Below are 14,645 nucleotides of genomic sequence, written 5' to 3' on the forward strand. Positions count from 1 at the left end.
CGCCGCCGATCAGCCCCGCGCGGCCAAGCGGTGCACGACGGCCTTCGTCGCCTCGTACAGGTCGCGGTAGTCGCGGTACCCCGCCTCGTACGCCGCCGTCGCCTCGGGGTCCGGCTCGATCACCGTCGCCGGCGGGTTCCACGCACCGATGTCCACGGTGTCGCCCGGCCCCGCGACGAGTTCGGCCGCCAGGAACGCCGAGCCGAAGCACGCACCGATCGTCACGCTCGGCACCGTCTGCCGCAGCCCGGTGACGTCCGACACGATCGTGGGCCACAGCCGTCCGAGCAGCCCGCCGCCAGCCCCGACGAGTTCGCGGACCTCGACCCCCGCGTCGCCGAGGGCCTCGAGGTGGTGCCGTACCGCGTACGCCGTCGCCTCGAGCGTCGCCCGGTAGATGTCGCCGCGCGTGTGCCGGACTGTCAACCCCGCGAGCACGCCGCGAGCGTCCGGGTCGGCGATCGGCGTCCGTTCCCCCGCGAAGTACGGCAGCATCAGCAGCCCGTTCGCCCCGATGCCGGAGCACCGCGCTTCCTCGAGCATGGTCGACCACTCGCCGTCGACCAGCCGTCGCAGCCAGTCCGTGATCGCCCCGGAGGTCGCCATCCCACCGGACACGCTCGGCTGCCCCGGGTGCGTGCCGACGGTCGTCCACATGCCCGGCACCGACGTGGGTTCGGCCGTCGGCACGATCATGAACATCGTGGTGCCGTACTGCAGGAACATCCGGCCCGGCACGGACTCGCCGACGCTCACGCCCTCGGCCCAGGCGTCGATGGTCCCGGCCGTCACGGGGATGCCGGCCGGGAGGCCCGTGGCCGCGGCCGCCTCGGGCGTCACGACGCCCGCCTGGTCGCCGGACCACAGCAGGCGAGGCATCGCGAGACCGGGTGCCAGTCGGTCGCACCACTCCGGGATCCAGGCGTTCGCGTGCACGTCGTAGAGGGGTGTCGTCTGACTGGCCGAGTGGTGGTCGAGGACGTACTCCCCCGTCAGCCGTTCGACCACGCGGGACGACGGCATCGTGAACCGTACGGCCCGCGCCCAGACGTCGGGTTCGTGCCGCGCGAGCCAGGCGAGCTTCACGCCGGCGGCCTGCGTGCTCAGGGCGGACCCGCAGCGGGCGCGGATCGCGCCCTCGCCGCCGAGCTCCGCCGTGACGTCGTCGAGCAGCGTCGCCGTCCGGGTGTCGATGCCGTACAGGATCGCCGGACCGAGCGGCGCACCGTCGACGTCGGTCAGCAGCGCGCACGGTCCGATGCCGCTCACGCCGACCGCCTGCACCTCGACGTCGGGCACACGGTCGAGCAGGGAGCGGGTGAGCGACGTGAACTCCTCCCACCAGACGTCGGAGTCCATCTCGACCAGGCCCTGTTCGGGGCGGTCGACCTCGTGGCGACGGCTCACCTCGGCGAGCACGGTGCCGTCGAACCGGGCCAGCAAGGCCTTCGTGCTCGACGTCCCGATGTCCAGACCGAGCACCGCGCGCATGCCGCCTCCTTCGCCGCCACACGACCGCCGCCGGTCGCCCCACGAGTCTACGAGCGACGCCCAGCTGCCTGTCGGGGGCCGGACGTACGGTACCCACGACTCGAATGCTCCACGAGGGGAACCCGATGAAGAAGTCAGCCTGGCTGCCAGCCGTCATCGCACCGGTCGTCGTCGCCGGCGCCGTGGCCGCGCCGATGATCGCGAACGCCGCGAACGACCCGATCGCGGGGACGAACCCCACTGCGGCGGCCGTCATCGCCAGCATCGCGAAGTCGTCGGATGCCCAGTACTCGGGCAAGCTCTCGCAGACGAGCGCGCTCGGGCTCCCCGAACTGCCCACCGGGTCCGGCGGCTCCTCGGTGGAAGGCGACGCCTCCGACGTGCTCGGACTCCTCACCGCGTCGCACACCGCCCGTGTCTACGTCGACGGCCCCGACAAGCAGCGCGTCCAGCTGACGCAGCAGCTCGCCGAGCAGGACGTCGTCCGGAACGGCTCCGACGTCTGGACCTGGGACTCGAAGGAGCGCACCGCCACGCACGTGACGCTGCCGAGCGACACCGCGAAGGACCCGCAGGACGGCACGACGACCCCGGCCGACATCGCGGAGCAGGCCATCGACGCCATCACCCCGACCACCACCGTGTCGAAGCCGACCCAGGTCAGCGTCGCCGGCCACGACGCCTGGCAGATCACCCTGACCCCGAAGTCGTCCGACACCCTCGTCGGAGCCGTCCGGTTGGCCGTCGACCAGCAGACCGGGCTCCCGCTCCGTGCGAGCGTCCAGGCCGCCGGCGCGGACGAGCCCGCGGTGCAGGTCGGGTTCACCAGCCTCGACTACGGCGCCCCGGCAGCCCGGCTCTTCGACTTCACCCCGCCGTCGAACGCGAAGGTGACGGAGAAGGACCTGTCCGACGCCGGCACCCACACGAAGGGCGAGCACGGCGACCGCCGTGGCACCCCGAGCGGTGACGAGCCGACCTTCACGGGCACGGGCTGGGGCACCATCGCCGAGCTCCCCACGGGCACCGCCGACCAGTCCGGGCTCGACGGAGACGCCTCGGGCCTGCTCGACCAGCTGACGAAGCCCGTCGACGGCGGCCGCGCGGTGCAGACGTCGCTCGTGTCGGTCTACCTGACCGACGACGGCCGCGTCTTCGCGGGCGCCGTGCCGGTGGCTTCCCTGGTCGACGCCGCGAAGTGAGCACGGCCGACCACCAGGTGAGCACGGCCGGGCCGGCGCCCGACCTGGCGATCCGCACCACGGGCCTCCAGAAGGTGTTCCGCAAGCAGCGCGCGGTCGACGGCATCGACCTGGCGGTGCCGCGCGGCGCGGTGTTCGGGTTCCTCGGGCCGAACGGTTCCGGCAAGACCACCACCATCCGGATGCTGCTCGGTCTGTCGAGCGCGAGCGGCGGCACCATCGAACTGCTCGGTGAACCGATGCCGAAGGCGCTGCACGACGTCCTGCCCCGCGTCGGCGCGCTCGTCGAGGGGCCGGCCTTCTACCCGTACCTGTCCGGTCGGGCGAACCTGCAGCGCTTCGACGCGGCCGACCCCACGTCCGACCCGCGAACGCGCAAGGCCCGCGTCGCCGGTGCACTCGACCGTGTCGGGCTGACCCACGCGGCCGACAAGAAGGCGCACGCGTACTCCCTCGGCATGAAGCAGCGGCTCGGCCTGGCGAACGCCCTGCTGTCGCCGCGTGACCTGCTGGTGCTCGACGAGCCGACCAACGGCCTCGACCCGCAGGGCACGCGCGAGGTCCGCAACCTGATCCGGTCCCTGGCCGACGACGGCACGACGGTGTTCGTGTCGAGCCACCTGCTGGCCGAGATCGAACAGGTCTGCACGCACGCGGCCGTCATGCGGACGGGCAAGATCGTCGCGCAGGGCCCCCTCGACGAGCTGCGCGCAGCCGGCGCCCGGACCGTGACCGTGCGGACGCCCGACGTCGGCCAGGCCGGCACCGTCCTCACGCGGCTCGGGCTGACTCCTCGGCACGACGGCGGGGCCGACGTGCTCGTGGCCGACCTGCCGAACGAGCTGCTGCCCGAGACCATCACCGCCGAACTCGTGCGCGCCGACGTCCGGGTCCGTGGCCTGGACGTCGGCGGTGGCACCCTCGAGGACCTGTTCGTCGCACTCACCGGAGAGGGATTCGATGTCGCAGCCTGACGTGGCCGTGCGCGAGGTGCCCGTGCGCCGTCGGCAGCGCACGTTCGCACTGCTCGGTTCGGAGCTCGCGCTGGTGTTCCGGCGACGCCGCACCTGGGCGATGCTCGGGGCGCTGGCGCTCGTGCCGATCCTGATCGCGGTCGCCGTGCGGCTGACCACCGACGGCGACGACGGCGGGCCGGCGTTCCTCGGCGACATCACCAACAACGGGCTGTTCGTGGCGTTCACCGCGCTGACCGTGTCGATCCCGCTGTTCCTGCCGCTCACCGTGGGTGTGGTGGCCGGGGACACCGTCGCGGGCGAGGCCAGCCACGGCACGATCCGCTACCTGCTCGTCGCACCGACCGGCCGGGTGCGGTTCGTCCTGGTGAAGTTCGTCGGCGCCGTCGCGTTCTGCCTGGCCGCCACGCTGCTGGTCGTGCTGGTCGGCGCCGCGATCGGTGCCGTGCTGTTCCCGATCGGGCCGGTCACGCTGTTGTCCGGCACGCAGGTCGACGGCTGGTCGTACGCCGGCCGGGCCCTGCTGCTCGCGCTGTACGTCGCGATGTCGATGCTCGGGCTCGTGGCGATCGGCATGTTCGCCTCGACCCTGACGAACGTGCCGGTCGGGGCGATGGCGGCGACGGTCGTGCTCGCCGGGGCGTCGCAGGTGCTCGACCAGCTCCCCCAGCTCGACTGGCTGCACCCGTACCTGTTCTCGCACCAGTGGCTCGGCTTCGGCGACCTGCTGCGCGACCCGATCTCGTTCGACTCGTTCGGGTCGAACGCGGTGCTGCAGCTCGGGTACGTCGTGGTGTTCGGAGCGCTGGCGTACAGCCGGTTCGCCTCGAAGGACATCCTGAGCTGACGCGGACGGGGCCCGGCACGAAGGTGCCGGGCCCCGGCAACGCTCAGCTCGCTCAGCTCGCGGGCGAGGCCGATCCGCCGGCCATCGTCTCCGTTTCGGTCCCCCGCGCATCGGCGTACCGGTCGCGCAGGTCACGCGCCTTCTCGGAGCGGTACCAGTCGAGCCGCGCCCCGGTCTCCACGGTCTGCATCCCGATGACGACCTTGCCGCGGGACTTCATCTCGGCCAGGTCCTCGTACGCCTCGACGATGTACTCGAACGGGTAGAAGCCCGAGATCAGGACCTGCACGCGACGGTCCTGCACGGCCTTCGCCAGCAGGGTCAGCAGCTCGCGGGTCTCCTCGTCGTCGGCGGGCGCGCGGAGGAACCGGACCTCGATGTCCCGGCGTTCCTCGGACGACACGAACCGCTCCTGCCCGACGCCGAGGCGCTCGGCCAGCAGCTCGGCGTTGCTCTCGCCGTGGTTGTCGATGAACGCGGTGATGGGCCGTCCGTCGGCGATGTCGCGGATGCGGTCCTCCTCGCCCTCGCCGTACGCGACGGGCAGCGTCCCGATCTGTCGCAGGTAGTCGTGGTTGCGCGGGCTGCCCAGGGCGATCACGGTCGCGCCGGCGTCGTGCGCCAACTGGCACTCGATGTGCCCGACGCCACCCGCCGCGGCCGAGATGACGACGGTGTCCTGCGGTCCGAGCCGCAGCGACCGGACGATCGACACCGCCGTGCAGCCCGCCAGGTACAGGCCGCCGGCGACCTCCCACCCGACGTGCTCCGGCTTCTTGATGACGGCGCCGCGCGGCACCGCGATCCAGGTGGCGTGGGCGCCGCCGGTCGGCGCGTGTCCCATCACCTCGTCGCCGATGCGGAGGTCCTTCACGCCGTCGCCCCGCGCGCGCACGATGCCGGCGAAGTCGACACCCTGGTGCGCGGGGAACTCGAGGTCGACGTGGTCGCGGAGCTTCCCCTCGCGCAGGAACCGCTCGATGTGGTTCAGGCCCGCGGCCACGATCTCGACGACGATCTCGCCCGGACCTGCCGTGGGCTTCTCCTGGGGGACGAGCTCGACGACGTCGAAGTCTCCGTACCGGTCGTACTGCACTGCACTGCCGACTCGCATGGGTGCTCCTTCGCTCAGGTGTGCGTCCGTGCTACTCGGTGTTCCCGCATGCAACCCGAAGACGCGGGGTACCGCGGCTGTGGACGCGACCAGACGACGGCCGGGAGGCCCGTGGCGGCCCCGCCACGGGCCTCCCGTCCGTCCTGACGCGCGTGCACCGCACGCAACGACCGGGCGCGGCGCCCGCTGGCGCTCGGATCAGTGCTTGCCGGCGGCCGCGATGACGGACCGGACCGTCTCGGCGTCGAGGTGGAAGGCCCGCGGGTCGGCGTCGCCGCGCGGCACGCGGACCGGTGTGGACCAGACCGAGCCGTCCGCGGCGACGTCGACGACGAGTGCGCCGCTGTCGACGACGGCGGACTCTTCGTCGTAGGGGCCGACGACGTCGGTGTCGTTCGCGACGCCGGGGGCGACGAGGACCGGGACGCCGGCGAGCGACCCGGCGAAGTGGTGGTGGTAGTGGCCGCCGAGGACGACGCGGACGTCGGAACCGCGGATGACGTCGGCGAGCGCCTCGGGGTTCTGCAGGCGGAGTGCCTCGTGCAGCTCGGTCGGGGCGGGCAGCGGTGGGTGGTGCAGGACGACGACGGTGCCGTGCGGGGCGTCGGTTGCGCCGTCCGCGTCGGCGAGGGCCGTGCGCAGGTGCTCGAGCGCCGTGTCGCTGAGCTCGCCGTACCCGGCACCCGGCACGCTCGTGTCGACGGTCACGATCCGGCGACCGGCCACGACCGACTGCCCGGAGACCGGGACCGTCGGCGGCAGGTACTCCATGGTGTGCACGAGCGCCGCGCCGCCCTCGCCCAGGACGTGCCCGTTGGTCAGGACCTGACGGAAGCCCTCGCGCAGGTCGTGGTTGCCGGGCACCGCGACGAGGGCTGCACCGTGCCGTTGCGCCCAGCCGCCGACGCGGTCCCGCACGGTGGCGTAGGACTCGGGACTGCCGTCCTCGGAGACGTCGCCGGAGACCACCACCAGCCCGATGCCGGGGACGTCGTCGACGTGGGCGAGCAGCCGTTCGAGCGCGACCGTGGTGTCGACCGCGCCCTGGTGCAGGGCCCCGTCGCCGGTCAGGTGGGTGTCGGAGAGGTGGAGGATGCGGAGGGTCCCGGCTGCTGGCGGCTGCATGCGTCCACGGTAGCCACGGCCCCCGTCAGTCCGGTGCGGCGGCCACGGCAGATCGTCTCTGCCCTCGATCGATCCGGAGACGTAGGATGTCTGCATGACCTCGACGGACGACCAGCACCGGATCGACCCCGCCACCGGGGCACCGGCACCCGCGACCGGACCTGCGTCCGCCGCTCGCACGCGGGTCAAGCGGCAGCTGCCGACGGTGCGGGACCTCGCGCCGCTCATGCAGTTCAAGAAGCCGTCGCTGCCGGGTCGGCGTCAGCGCCTCGAACAGGCCTTGACGATCTGGGACCTGCGGGACATCGCCGCCCGCCGTACCCCGAAGGCCGCGTTCGACTACACCGAGGGCGCGGCCGAGGCGGAGATCTCGCTCGCCCGTGCGCGGCAGGCGTTCGAGGACATCGAGTTCACCCCGGCGATCCTGCGGGACGTGTCGAAGGTGGACACCTCGCGTCAGGTGCTCGGGGCGCCGGTGTCGTACCCGTTCGGCATCGCGCCGACGGGCTTCACGCGGATGATGCAGACCGAGGGCGAGCGGGCCGGAGCCCGGGCGGCCGGGCGAGCGGGCATCCCGTTCTCGCTGTCCACGATGGGCACGACCGCGATCGAGGACGTCCGCGACGCCAACCCGCACGGCCGCAACTGGTTCCAGCTGTACATGTGGAAGGACCGCGAGAAGTCGATGGCGCTGGTCTCCCGGGCCCAGCAGGCCGGGTTCGACACGCTCCTGGTCACCGTGGACGTCCCCGTCGCGGGTGCGCGGCTGCGGGACAAGCGGAACGGGTTCTCGATCCCGCCGCAGTTGAGCGCTCGGACCGTGGTGAACGCCATCCCGCGGCCGTGGTGGTGGTTCGACTTCCTGACCACCGAGCCGCTGGCGTTCGCGTCGCTCGACCGCTGGTCCGGCACCGTCGGGGAGCTGCTCGACCACATGTTCGACCCGACGGTCACCTACGAGGACCTCGCCTGGATCCGCGACCAGTGGCAGGGCAAGGTCGTCGTCAAGGGCGTGCAGTCCCTGGCGGACGCGAAGCGCCTCGCCGACCTGGGGGTCGACGGGATCACGCTGTCGAACCACGGCGGTCGGCAGCTCGACCGGGCACCGGTGCCGTTCCACCTGCTGCCCTCCGTGGTCAAGGAAGTCGGCAACGACACCGAGGTGCACCTCGACACGGGCATCATGTCCGGCGCCGACATCGTCGCCGCCGTGGCCCTCGGCGCGACGTTCACGATGGTCGGCCGTGCCTACCTGTACGGGCTGATGGCCGGCGGCGAGGCCGGGGTGGACCGGATGATCCAGATCCTGTCCGAGCAGATCGAGCGGACCATGCGGCTGCTCGGGGTGGCCTCGCTCGACGAGCTCGAGCCGGGACACGTGACGCAGCTGCAGCGCCTGCAGCCGATTCCCCGGGCCTGATCGCGCGTTCAACTGCGGCCACCGGATGTTCGTCGGTCGATTTCCGTGACACCCCCCGAACGGGTCACAGATGATGCAAGATGTGCGTGGACGCGTCAACGAAACCCTCGGCACCCGGCCGGCTGCTGCGTCCGTCCCTCCCCGCATCCTGCGCCCGAGCATCCACGAGGAGCCCGACATCTCGACCCGAAGCACGTGCACGCCGCCGCGCGACACGACCCCACGACACCCGTCCACTTCCCGGTCCACGACCGCCTCTGCGGCCACCGACGGGCGCACCCGATGATCCGCCACCGCGCGATCCTGGCGGCCGCGACCGCCGGCGCCCTGGTCCTCGGCGTCCCGACCGCCGCTTCCGCCCGCACCTGGTGGGGCTGGGACGGGGAGCGCCACCGGCACCACGCCCCGGTGGACCCCACCCCGACACCGGTCCCGGACGAGATGGAGCCCACGGCCCCCACCGACGAGTGGACCCCGGAGGCGGAGCCCACGCAGGACTCCGCGCCGGTCGAGGACACCGCGCCCGTCGTCGAACCCGAACCCGCGCCCGCGCCCGCGCCCGATGCGGAACCCGGAGTGGACGCTGCCCCGGACGCCGATGCCTCCCCCGCAGACCTGTCCGCACTCGCGCCCGACGCCCCGTTCGTCGAGGACTTCACCACGAACGCCGTCACCGGCCTGGTCCAGTCGCTCTACCCGCAGTCGTGGCACCCGTACCCCGACGGCACCTCGGGCATCTACGCGCCGAGCAAGACCGTCTCGGTCCACGACGGCGTGATGGACGTCGCCCTCGGCACCGGTGCCGGAGCGGCCGGCACCTTCGGTTCCTCCGACGGCGCCTGGGACCACGTCGGCGGCTCGTTCTCGGTGCGCGCGAAGGCGACCGGCGGCGACGGCAACGGCGCGGCCTTCATGCTGTGGCCGACGTCGAACGTGTGGTCCGACGGCGAGATCGACTTCCCCGAGGGCAACTTCGAGGACAGCCCCTCGGCGTTCCACCACTCGATGACCCCGGGCAAGGAGTCCGACCGGGTCCAGGTCGGCACCGGTGTCTCGTGGCGCGAGTGGCACACGTACAAGGTCGACTGGGTGCCCGGTGAATCCGTGACCTACAGCGTCGACGGCACGGTCCTCGACACCGTCACGGACGACGTGCCGACCACCCCGCACCGCTTCATGTTCCAGGTCGGCAACTGGGGCGAGCAGGGCAACCTGCTCATCGACTGGGTCTCGACGACCGAGTAGCGTCCGCAGGCCGCACCACGACGGACGGGAGGCCCGGTGCCAGCTGGCACCGGGCCTCCCGTCCGTCTGCGTGGTCGCGTCTGCTTGCCGCAGCGCGCCCGGCGGAGCCTGTGGGCTAGGGCTTCTCGTCGACGAGGGCGATGAAACGGCTGCCGATGCCCTCGACCTCGCGCCGCGTCAGCCCGGCGGTGGGCTCGGGCGCCTGGTACGGGGCGTGGTAGTCGCACATCAAGTAGTCCCACTCGGGCCACCACTTCTTCGGACGTGCCTCTTCGTCGAAGCCGCAGACCACGCACTCCAGACGGGCCCAGACCTTCTTGGTGCCGGTGCGGTTGGCGCGGGACTGCACGAGCCAGGCGGGCGGGTCCTGCTCGATCGCGTCGAGCTCCGCTTCGCTCAGGCGCGACGGGATGCCGTGGCGGGTCGCCATCTCGAGGGGGATGTCGAGCCGGACGGCGGCTTCGCGGCGGGAGAGCATCCGTCCAGGGTAGGTCCTGCGGCGACCGCTCCCGCGCGCGGACTTCCGTCGACCGGTCGGTCCGTGTATGGTCTGGATCACTGAGGTAAAAGGCGCCGCGATCTGCGACGCACCAGCACGCGGCATCGAACGAGTCGCCACTTCTTCCCTCGAAGGAGTGCGCCATCGTGTCCCCCAGTTCCCCTCGCAGCCCCGGGCACGTGCCCGCCGGTGGCCTGTCTCCTCGTCTGCGCGACGCATGGATCGCCCTCGCCGGACTGTCGGCGGTGTTCCTGTTCGAGATGCTCGACAACTCCGTGCTCAACGTCGCCCTGCCCACGATCGGTCGCGACCTGGGCTCGTCGACGACGGGCCTGCAGTGGGTCTCGGGTGCCTACTCGGTCGCCTTCGGCGGGCTGATGCTCCTGTTCGGCGCCGTCGCCGACCGCATCGGTCGCCGCCGGGTCATGCTCGCCGGGCTCGTCCTGCTGGCCCTGGCGAGCCTCGCCACGGCGGTGGTCACGTCGACCGAGCAACTGATCGCCGTGCGGGTCGCGATGGGCGTCGCTGCGGCGATGACGACGCCCGGGTCGATGGCGCTGGCGTTCCGGCTCTTCGACGACGAAGGGCTCCGGGTCCGGGCGCTCACCGTCATCTCGACGGCTGGACTCGTGGGTCTGGCCATCGGGCCGACCGTCGGCGGGTTCGTGCTCGCCGTCGCGCCGTGGCAGGTGCTGCTGCTGGCCGACGTGCCGATCGCGGTCCTCGCGCTCGTCGGGATCCGGTTCGGTGTCGTCCGCGACGATGCTGCAGGGCTCCGCCGCGACCCGGTCGACGTGATCGGGGCACTGCTCGGCACCGCGACGACCGCAGGGGCGCTCGTGACGCCGACGATCCTGGTCGAGTCCGGAGCCGCTGACTGGTCGGGGTGGGCCGCCCTCGCCCTGACCGTCGCCTGCGCGGTGGGGTTCGTCGTCCGGGAGCGGACCGCCCGGCACCCGCTGATCGACCTGCACCTGCTCGCTCGACCACTGGTCTCGAGCGGACTGGCGTTCAAGGCCGCGTCGGGTCTCGCCGTCGCGGGGCTGTCGTACCTCGTGACCCTGCAGCTGCAGTTCGCCTGGGGCTGGCCGCCGGCCCTGGCCGCGGTCGGAACGCTGCCGCAGGTGGTCGTGCTGCTCGTGGGAGGCCGCTTCGTCGGACCGATCGTGCAGCGGGTCGGCCTGGGCCGCGCCGCCTGGACGAGCGCCGTCTCGGTCGTCGCAGGCCTCGTGGTCTTCGGCACCCTGAGCCGGTACGGGTACCCGTGGGTGCTCGTCGCGCTCGTGCTCGTCGCTGCTGGCATGCGCGTGGTGGGCGTCGTCGCCGGCGCCTCCGTCCTCACCGGCCTCCCCGCGGACCGCACGTCGGTCGGGGCCGCGCTCGTCGACACCTCGAGCGAGCTCGCGAGCGGTGTTGCGGTCGCCACGGCGGGGACGATCGTCGCAGCCTTCGTCGCCGGGAGCATCACCACGACCATCTGGACCGCCGCCCGGCTCGAGGGGTTCCAGGACGCTCTCACCATCGCCGGTCTCGGCCTCGCCGTGATCGCAGCCCTGCTCGTCGTGGTCGGCATGCTCCGAGCCCGGACGAGCGACGACCGGGAAAGTCCGATCCGCGCCGACCCCACCCCCGCACACACCGACCAGACCACCATCACCGAGGAGCCCTCCCGTGTCTGACACCATCGCCCTCCCCCGCCCGCCGTTCGATCCTGAGTTCGTCCCCTTCCTCACCGCCATGGACGCGCGCGGCCGCTTCCACCTCACGACCCAGATGCTGCCGCAGATGCGCCAGCTCGACATGACGGAGGCGCAGCTCGACGAAGGACTGCGTGCTCGCGGCCTCGAGCGCCGCAGCGTCACGGTCCCGGGGCACCGCGGCGACCCGATCGACCTCGCCGTGATCCAGCGCACCGGCCGCACCGGCACGGCCGCCCTGGCCTACGCGATCCACGGCGGCGGCATGATGTTCGGCCACCACCTCGGCAACCTCGACTCCTACGACGAGTGGCTGCTCGTGCACGACGTCGTCCTGGTCAGCCCCGACTACCGCCTGGCTCCGGAGCACCCGGACCCCTACCCGGTCGAGGACTGCTACGCCGGACTCGTCTGGGCTGCCGAGCACGCCGACGAACTCGGCATCGACCCGGAGCGCATCGTCCTCGTCGGGCAGAGCGCCGGTGCCGGTCTCGCCGCAGGCACGGCCCTCCTCGCCCGCGACCGACAGGGGCCGACCGTGATCGGCCAGGTGCTCGTGAGTCCCATGCTCGACGACCGCGACGCGACCCTGTCGGCTCGGCAGTTCGACGGTGTCGGGGTCGCCGACCGGGAGATGACACGGTTCGGCTGGGACGCCTACCTCGGTGACCGGCGGGGTGGCGAGGACGTGTCGATCTACGCCGCCCCCGGCCGCGCGAGGGACCTCGCCGGGCTCCCGCCCGCGTACGTCGACTGCGGCAGCACCGAGGTGTTCCGCGACGAGACCGTCGCCTACGCCAGCGCGCTCTGGGCCGCTGGTGTCCAGGCGGAACTGCACGTCTGGCCGGGAGCGTTCCACGGGTCGACCAGCGTGATGCCGGAGGCAACCCTGTCGCAGCGTGCGACCCGGGCCCTGCGCGAGTTCACCGGAGGCCTCCTCGGCCAGTCCGCCTGAGCGCGGGCAGTCCGAGGCCCGGAAGCCCACACGGAACCTGACGGGAGGCACGGTGCCAGCTGGCACCGTGCCTCCCGTCTCGGCCGTCACCCCCGCGCCCCCGCGCCCCACGATCAGATCACCCACGGCGCTTCGTCGCCTGCTCGCACGCCCCGAAAGGGGGGAGACGGATCCGTCCAGAACGATCTACGTTGAAGCAACGCAAGGGGGCAACATGTGTCGAACACACAGTGCCGATCAGTCCGAACCCGCCGCCTTCATCGCTGCGTACCAGCAGCACGCTCCGGGACTGCGACGGTTCGTGGGGACGGTCATCGTCGACCGACACCTCGCGGAGGACGTCGTGCACGAAGCGTTCCTCGAGTTCTGGCAGCACCCGGATCGGTACGATCCGGACCGAGCCGATCTGCAGTCGTGGTTGCGCACCGTGGCGCATCGTCGGGCGATCGACCGGATCCGCAGTCTCGAAGCCCTGCGGAAACGCGAGCTCCGCATCGGCACTCGTGACCACCACAGCGTCGACCGCGACGACGACCAGCGCGACGCGTTGTTCCTCCGCCCCACCCTGCGCATCGCTCTGGCTGACCTCTCGGACAAACAGCGGGACGCTGTGGTGTTGCGGTACTTCGGCGAACGGAGCACCGCAGAAGTCGCCAGTCAGCTCGGCATCACCGTCGGGACGGCCAAGACCCGTGTCCGCGACGGCCTGAGCGCTCTTCGAGCGCACCGCCTGATCGCTGCCACGCGGGCGGCCTGAAGACCGACCGCGACCCGTGCTGACGGTCAGGAGGGCACGGAAGCTGCATCCAGCAGACGGACGGGAGGCCCGGTGCCAGCTGGCACCGGGCCTCCCGTCCGTCTCGTGGTCGCGTCAGCGACGCGACCAGATCCGCCGTCGGAGTGTCAGCGCGATCCGACGATCGCGGCCTTGGTCTGGTCACGCAGGTACGCGATGCCGGCAGCGTTCGGGTGGAGTGCGCCGAACAGGATGGAGTAGCTTCGTCCCGGCCAGCGGGGTGCTGTCCGCAGCGGTACCGCGATCGGTCAGGGTGAGTCCCGACATCCATGCCGAGCCCGACGCAGCGCAGGGGGTGTGCGCAGCAGAGCCCTGGAGCGTCGAGACGTAGGTGAACCCACGAGCCTTCGCCGCAGCCTTGACCGCTCCGTCGAGCGCGTTCTGGGTGCGGTGGAAGTAAGCGGTGTCGGTCGGGGTGAAGGGGAACGCGTTCTGCGGGAACGGCGGCTCGAGTCCGGAGTCACCGAGGAGGCTCGAGAAGCATCCCTTCGGGGCCTGCGCCGTGCCGGGCGCGAGCATCGGGTAGCCGACGACGAACACCTTCGCCTGCGGCGCGCGCTGCGCGATCACGCGGAACGTCTGCGCGAGCCGAGGTGCCACGACGGTGCGGACGCGCGCTGCGAGACGGTCCCGCTCGACCCCGTGCACGACCGGTGCGTAGTAGTCCTTGCAGTGGTTGTAGGTCTTCCCGTGGATCTCCGCGAACACCGGGCCGGCCTTGTCCAGCGCGACGCAGTTCGCGATGACTCCGGCGAACCCCAGGTCGTTCCCGCCGATCGACACCGTGACGACGTCCGTGTTCTTGGACAGCGCGTCGGCCTGGACGGGCGCGGTGGCGCTTCCGGCTCCGGTCTTCTGCGCGACCCGGGAGATGTTGCCGGTGGTGGCACCGGCGCAGGCGCGGTCGTCGAGCTGGAGTCCCAGCGACGCTGCGACCTGGTGCGGGTAGTCGGTGGTGGACTGGAAGCAGCCGGCCGCCGGACCCGAGCTGTAGGGGGCGACGCCGAAGCCGCCCGCGTACGAGTCGCCGAGGGCCACGTAGTTGCCACCGCTGGCGGTGGCCACGGACTGGGTGGGCGCCGTGCCTGCGGCGTTGGCCGCGGAGACGGGCCCGGCTGCCCCGACAGCGAGCGCTGCCGCCGTGAGGACGCCGCTGGTGATCAGCAGCGCGTTGGTCCGACGGAGGCGAGGAGCGTGACGCATGGAGCAGGTTCCTTCCAGAGGGCCTATTCGACAGACGATCGTCTGACAAGTAGACGGTAGGTCGGTACGACGCCCCG

At 72.0% G+C, this 14,645-nt stretch carries 13 protein-coding genes; 8 read left to right on the top strand and 5 right to left on the bottom strand.

The window, feature by feature from the left end:
• Nucleotides 1-9: 9 nt before the first annotated feature.
• Nucleotides 10-1,491: an FGGY-family carbohydrate kinase gene (locus MXD64_RS13175; RefSeq protein ID WP_042538198.1), complete on the bottom strand. Its 1,482-nt coding sequence runs from the start codon at nucleotides 1,489-1,491 to the stop codon at nucleotides 10-12.
• Between the two features lie 125 nt (nucleotides 1,492-1,616).
• Between MXD64_RS13175 and MXD64_RS13180 the strand changes: the two genes are divergently transcribed.
• From MXD64_RS13180 to MXD64_RS13190, 3 genes are read left to right on the top strand one after another with little or no spacing between them, the layout of a single operon-like run.
• Nucleotides 1,617-2,693: a LolA family protein gene (locus MXD64_RS13180; RefSeq protein ID WP_140449047.1), complete on the top strand. Its 1,077-nt coding sequence runs from the start codon at nucleotides 1,617-1,619 to the stop codon at nucleotides 2,691-2,693.
• On the top strand, nucleotides 2,690-3,667 hold the full coding sequence (locus MXD64_RS13185; protein WP_042538200.1) for an ABC transporter ATP-binding protein: 978 nt from the start codon (nucleotides 2,690-2,692) through the stop codon (nucleotides 3,665-3,667). Before MXD64_RS13180 ends, MXD64_RS13185 begins: the two co-directional genes overlap by 4 nt.
• Nucleotides 3,654-4,514 (top strand): ABC transporter permease, encoded by an 861-nt coding sequence (locus MXD64_RS13190; protein ID WP_017888447.1) that lies wholly within the window; start codon nucleotides 3,654-3,656, stop codon nucleotides 4,512-4,514. Before MXD64_RS13185 ends, MXD64_RS13190 begins: the two co-directional genes overlap by 14 nt.
• A 52-nt stretch (nucleotides 4,515-4,566) precedes the next feature.
• Here MXD64_RS13190 and MXD64_RS13195 read toward each other — a convergent pair whose 3' ends face one another.
• Nucleotides 4,567-5,628 carry an NADP-dependent oxidoreductase gene (locus MXD64_RS13195; RefSeq protein WP_263136553.1) on the bottom strand — a complete coding sequence of 354 codons (1,062 nt, stop codon included), beginning with the start codon at nucleotides 5,626-5,628 and terminating at the stop codon, nucleotides 4,567-4,569.
• 198 nt (nucleotides 5,629-5,826) lie between these two features.
• Nucleotides 5,827-6,753: a metallophosphoesterase gene (locus MXD64_RS13200; protein ID WP_042538276.1), complete on the bottom strand. Its 927-nt coding sequence runs from the start codon at nucleotides 6,751-6,753 to the stop codon at nucleotides 5,827-5,829.
• A gap of 226 nt (nucleotides 6,754-6,979) precedes the next feature.
• Here MXD64_RS13200 and MXD64_RS13205 point away from each other — a divergent pair, with 226 nt between their 5' ends.
• Together MXD64_RS13205 and MXD64_RS13210 are read left to right on the top strand one after the other, a co-directional pair.
• Nucleotides 6,980-8,173 carry an alpha-hydroxy acid oxidase gene (locus tag MXD64_RS13205; protein WP_042538277.1) on the top strand — a complete coding sequence of 398 codons (1,194 nt, stop codon included), beginning with the start codon at nucleotides 6,980-6,982 and terminating at the stop codon, nucleotides 8,171-8,173.
• A gap of 282 nt (nucleotides 8,174-8,455) precedes the next feature.
• The gene (locus MXD64_RS13210; protein WP_235045699.1) at nucleotides 8,456-9,418 is read left to right on the top strand and encodes a glycoside hydrolase family 16 protein; all 963 of its coding nucleotides are present in this window, start codon (nucleotides 8,456-8,458) and stop codon (nucleotides 9,416-9,418) included.
• A gap of 115 nt (nucleotides 9,419-9,533) precedes the next feature.
• On the opposite strand, the gene MXD64_RS13215 is transcribed toward MXD64_RS13210, so the two are convergent.
• Entirely contained in the window at nucleotides 9,534-9,896 is a 363-nt protein-coding gene (locus MXD64_RS13215) for a hypothetical protein (protein ID WP_071251986.1), read from the bottom strand.
• Nucleotides 9,897-10,063: 167 nt separating this feature from the next.
• Between MXD64_RS13215 and MXD64_RS13220 the strand changes: the two genes are divergently transcribed.
• The 3 genes from MXD64_RS13220 (at nucleotide 10,064) to MXD64_RS17855 (ending at nucleotide 13,326) form a co-directional block, all read left to right on the top strand.
• Nucleotides 10,064-11,596, top strand: a complete 1,533-nt coding sequence (locus tag MXD64_RS13220) for an MFS transporter (RefSeq protein ID WP_317629831.1) — start codon at nucleotides 10,064-10,066, stop codon at nucleotides 11,594-11,596.
• A complete protein-coding gene (locus tag MXD64_RS13225; RefSeq protein WP_263136554.1) occupies nucleotides 11,589-12,569 on the top strand; it encodes an alpha/beta hydrolase in 981 nt (326 codons plus the stop codon). The genes MXD64_RS13220 and MXD64_RS13225 overlap by 8 nt, the downstream gene beginning before the upstream one ends.
• Nucleotides 12,570-12,783: 214 nt before the next feature.
• Complete coding sequence (locus MXD64_RS17855) at nucleotides 12,784-13,326, top strand: sigma-70 family RNA polymerase sigma factor (protein ID WP_052481708.1); 543 nt, start codon at nucleotides 12,784-12,786, stop codon at nucleotides 13,324-13,326.
• A gap of 180 nt (nucleotides 13,327-13,506) precedes the next feature.
• On the opposite strand, the gene MXD64_RS13235 is transcribed toward MXD64_RS17855, so the two are convergent.
• Nucleotides 13,507-14,568 (bottom strand): SGNH/GDSL hydrolase family protein, encoded by a 1,062-nt coding sequence (locus tag MXD64_RS13235; RefSeq protein WP_263136555.1) that lies wholly within the window; start codon nucleotides 14,566-14,568, stop codon nucleotides 13,507-13,509.
• Between the last annotated feature and the right edge of the window lie 77 nt (nucleotides 14,569-14,645).

Origin of the sequence: Curtobacterium sp. Arg-1 (assembly GCF_025643395.1) — a bacterium.
GTDB lineage: Bacteria > Actinomycetota > Actinomycetes > Actinomycetales > Microbacteriaceae > Curtobacterium > Curtobacterium poinsettiae.

Coding starts and splice junctions, on each gene's coding strand:
- MXD64_RS13215 (WP_071251986.1), bottom strand. CDS start 9,896: ATGCTCTCCCGCCGCGAAGCCGCCGTCCGGCTCGACATCCCCCTCGAG.
- MXD64_RS13200 (WP_042538276.1), bottom strand. CDS start 6,753: ATGCAGCCGCCAGCAGCCGGGACCCTCCGCATCCTCCACCTCTCCGAC.
- MXD64_RS13205 (WP_042538277.1), top strand. CDS start 6,980: ATGCAGTTCAAGAAGCCGTCGCTGCCGGGTCGGCGTCAGCGCCTCGAA.
- MXD64_RS13195 (WP_263136553.1), bottom strand. CDS start 5,628: ATGCGAGTCGGCAGTGCAGTGCAGTACGACCGGTACGGAGACTTCGAC.
- MXD64_RS17855 (WP_052481708.1), top strand. CDS start 12,784: ATGTGTCGAACACACAGTGCCGATCAGTCCGAACCCGCCGCCTTCATC.
- MXD64_RS13180 (WP_140449047.1), top strand. CDS start 1,617: ATGAAGAAGTCAGCCTGGCTGCCAGCCGTCATCGCACCGGTCGTCGTC.
- MXD64_RS13190 (WP_017888447.1), top strand. CDS start 3,654: ATGTCGCAGCCTGACGTGGCCGTGCGCGAGGTGCCCGTGCGCCGTCGG.
- MXD64_RS13175 (WP_042538198.1), bottom strand. CDS start 1,491: ATGCGCGCGGTGCTCGGTCTGGACATCGGGACGTCGAGCACGAAGGCC.
- MXD64_RS13235 (WP_263136555.1), bottom strand. CDS start 14,568: ATGCGTCACGCTCCTCGCCTCCGTCGGACCAACGCGCTGCTGATCACC.
- MXD64_RS13210 (WP_235045699.1), top strand. CDS start 8,456: ATGATCCGCCACCGCGCGATCCTGGCGGCCGCGACCGCCGGCGCCCTG.